Origin of the sequence: Nostoc sp. DedQUE09, assembly GCF_034530915.1 — a bacterium.
Taxonomy (GTDB): domain Bacteria; phylum Cyanobacteriota; class Cyanobacteriia; order Cyanobacteriales; family Nostocaceae; genus Nostoc.
The window spans coordinates 16015-19691 of sequence record NZ_JAVRCE010000100.1 but is presented as its reverse complement, the minus strand read 5'-3'; the positions used below and the strand labels follow the sequence as shown (position 1 = coordinate 19691).

At 42.0% G+C, this 3677-nt stretch carries 2 protein-coding genes; one reads left to right on the top strand and one right to left on the bottom strand.

Annotated elements, in window-relative coordinates; translation table 11 throughout:
• Positions 1-365 precede the first annotated feature (365 nt).
• Positions 366-842, top strand: coding sequence for a hypothetical protein (locus tag RMY27_RS33805; protein ID WP_322669169.1), 477 nt, complete (start codon positions 366-368; stop codon positions 840-842).
• Positions 843-1217: 375 nt separating this feature from the next.
• On the opposite strand, the gene RMY27_RS33800 is transcribed toward RMY27_RS33805, so the two are convergent.
• Positions 1218-3677 (bottom strand): HEAT repeat domain-containing protein (locus RMY27_RS33800; protein WP_322669168.1); only part of this gene is annotated, 2460 nt, incomplete at its 5' end.

Here is a 3677-nt window from a genome sequence, read left to right as displayed (position 1 = left end):
TAACGGAGATAAAAGGTGGATTCATCCAGTTCAAATACTCGTTAACGGAGATAAAAGGTGGATTCATCCAGTTCAAATACTCGTTAACGAAGATAAAAGGTGGATTCATCCAGTTCAAATACTCGTTAACGGAGATAAAAGGTGGATTCATCCAGTTTAAAGATTTATTTTAATTTTAACTTTTCACGGGATTTGGAAGGTCAGAAAGTATCGCAGACAACAAAACTTTTCTCAATCACCGCACTCAAGAAAACTTTTCGACTTATTCAACACTGTTAGGATTGATTTAGAGACTTGTGGAATCTGCTCTTCCTATAACAGACTGGACTTGCATAATTTACTGTCAATAATTATTGACTCACATTATGAACCGCTTTACCTCTATTTTGCTCGCCGGCTTGATAGCATCTGCATCAGCTTTGGCTATTTCTCCAAAAGCTGATGCTAATACACCAGCATCTTATCTTGCTCAGTTAGATAACAATAGCTACCAACGCAACGATGATGGTAACTATGAACGTCATAATCGTCATTATAAAAATGGTGATTATGACCGCCAGAACGACCTTCGCAACATTCGTGACAATCGCCGTTATGACCGCGATAACAATCGCCGTTATGAGCGCGATAACAATCGTCGCTATGAGCGCGATAACAATCGCCGCTATGACCGCGATCATAACCGCCGTTATGACCGCGATAACAATCGTCGCTATGACCGCGATAACAATCGTCGCTATGAGCGCGATAACAATCGCCGTTATGAGCGCGATAATAATATTCGCAACATTTATGACAATAACCGTCCCTATGAACGCGATCGCCACTGGGGTCGTGATTAATCCTTCCGCCCAATTTATTAAGCTTAGTTCCAGGTGAACTGAGCGTTGATTATTCTTGGCGGTAAGACAGATACAATCTCTTTTTCCACTCATTCTAATATCTGACTTTTCACTCTTATCTAAAAAACTTCGCTTCTATCCCCTAGTAAGGAAGCTTGCTCAGGGATTAGCTTTAGCGTTAGCTTTTTTAAATGATGTGAAAAGTCAGATTTTTATTAAATCAGGAATTTGTCCTCAGGCTAGAAGTCTCTTTGTTATACAAATTCAATTAATGATTGCAACACATCCTTGGGTAAAGACGCAATGAATCGCGTCTCTACAAATGGTCTATTTGTCGTATTATTTTTTCAAATTGGTATTAATTACGAATTAATATCACGTCCTTGGCCGCAACAATTGCACAAAGGTATCACTCACAGTATGGTCTTTGGTATCAGCGGCGTATTGAACTAATTTTTCTTTCAATTCTGTGGCAGCATCTAACGGGAGTAAAGTTGCTAGTAAAAAGTAGACACCACGAAAGCGGGGGTCATTCATGTGATCAATGAGCCGATTTTTAGCTTCCTCACTCTCGCCGAGAAAGTTTTGCACTAAAAAGAAATCCATAATCTTATCGTGGCGGAAGTACCATTCTCTCTTGGCTTCGCCTTTTTCGTCTTGCCACTGACGGCTGACAACCATTTTATATTTATCGTCTTCTAAAGACTGTAATACCTGGTAAAATTCATCCGCAGGTAATGCTTGCTCATCCTTCAGCCGCATTTGATAGACAGCATCGGAGAATTTTTTTAGCGGAAATTCCTGGTTCCACTCTTGCAAATATTCTGCTGCCATCAATTGATATTGATGTTGTTGCAAGTGAAATAAATCGGGGTATTCGCCTTGGGATAGCATCAAGGCTACCACAGTTAAATCCATTGGATTAGAGAGAACCTTCTCAATCGCGCTTAATTCTTGTGGTGATTGCTGATTACTGAGGGCTTTGGTTAAAAAACTAGCAGTGGCTTGCTCATAATTAGTACCTTGAACTTTGGCATTTTTGGGCAGTCGTGGCTGACGGGAAATCAGAAATTGCTGAATTTGTGGTTCCTCAAGGGGGAGCAATTTATATATTTTGGCTGTTGAGGGTGGTGTCCACTCTAGGGGTTGGGTGGTCATGATGATGTTACCCCGGAAATAGCTTTCGGCAAACTGACAGATTTTTGCCCTAGTGTCGGCGGTAACTTCATTAAGTCCGTCAATGCAAATATCTAATGCGCCACTGTAAATTAAATTCTTGAGAAAATCAGCATCTTGTGCTTGTCCGTGCAGCTTGGCTTGAATTGCTTCAATTACCCCTTTGTCACACTTGTGTGCAAGTAGATAAACCACAAGCCGCCCAGAAGTTTTTACCAAATAGCGCAGAAACATCGACTTACCCAAGCCAGAATCACCTTCCAAGATGACTTGTCCTTTGATGCTAGGTAGCACTTGGGTAATTGGTACGGGTTCGTCTACACCGGGAACTTTCACTTTAGAGTTTGGAAAGTAAGCTTCAGGGTTAAATTTATCTAATTCGGCATCGGCTAGTAGGGAAGGCTTGAAGGGTTCAAATAACTTTTCGCGGAAAAAGGGAACCCAAGTGAGAATTAAGCCAACGTAGCCAATACCGAGAATGCGCCTCACCCAAGGATTCCAGAAGAAGATAGCTTGGACTTGGGGAAATTTGGGATAAGCGAAGATGAGGACAAGCCAAAAGGCAGCATGAATCAAAATAGTAGTTCTGGCGTTGAACAACCACTGCCAGCTTTTGACGTTAACTATTATTGATTGCAGCGAATCAGCTTCGTTGTATCCGGCGTTTTTGAGGTTGTTGTAGTGAGTTTCTAAAATAGCAATATCTTGTGGTTGCCAAAAGACTTTTCTCGCAACTACAGCAATTTGCTTTGCTAAGTCTTCCCGTAATCGTGCTAAACCTTGGCTAGGTTCCCAGACTTGAGCAAAGATTTTGAGAGTTTTATCACCGCGATCGTGAGTTAATGAAGTAGGAATTGTTTTAGTGTCAGGAAAACCCAGCCATGTGAGCAGTGTTTTAACTTCATCAGTGCCACCACCCAGGAAATATGTCAAAAATCGCCACTGTTCAAATTCTGATTGACCTGCATAATAGACGCTATCCAGAGTTAGCACAACATTATTTAGGTTGAGTGGTTCTATCTTCCCCAATACTTCTGCTACAAGGTAACGAAGACTTAAGTCAACGGATTTATCCTTGACAATATCAGCAATGTCTTTAACATAAGGTTTGGCAGTCTCCCCCAGATTTCCCAATGCCTCTGCTGCAAATCTACGAACATTTAAGTCAAAGGATTTATCCTTGACAATATCAGCAATGTCTTTGACATAGGGTTTGGCAGCCTCCCCCAAATTTCCCAATGCCTCTGCTAAATATATACCAACGCTGAAATCAACGGATTTATCCTTGAGAATGTCAATAATGTCTTTAAGGTAGGGTTTGGCTGTCTCCCCGAAATTTTCCAATGCCAGTGCTGCACCGGAACGAACAGAGGGGTCAACGGATTTATCCTTGAGAATGGCAACAATGTCTTTGAGGTAGGGTTTGGCTGTCTCCCCCAGATTTCCCAATGCCTGTGCTGCACCGGAACGAACAGAGGGGTCAACGGTTTTATCTTTGAGAATGGCAACAATGTCTTTGAGGTAGGGTTTGGCTGTCTCCCCCAGATTTCCCAATGCCACTGCTGCACCGGAACGAACAGAGGGGTCAACGGTTTTATCTTTGAGAATGTCAGCAATGTCTTTGAGGTAGGGTTTGGCTGTCTCCCCCAGATTTCCCAA

Coding starts and splice junctions, on each gene's coding strand:
- RMY27_RS33805 (WP_322669169.1), top strand. CDS start 366: ATGAACCGCTTTACCTCTATTTTGCTCGCCGGCTTGATAGCATCTGCA.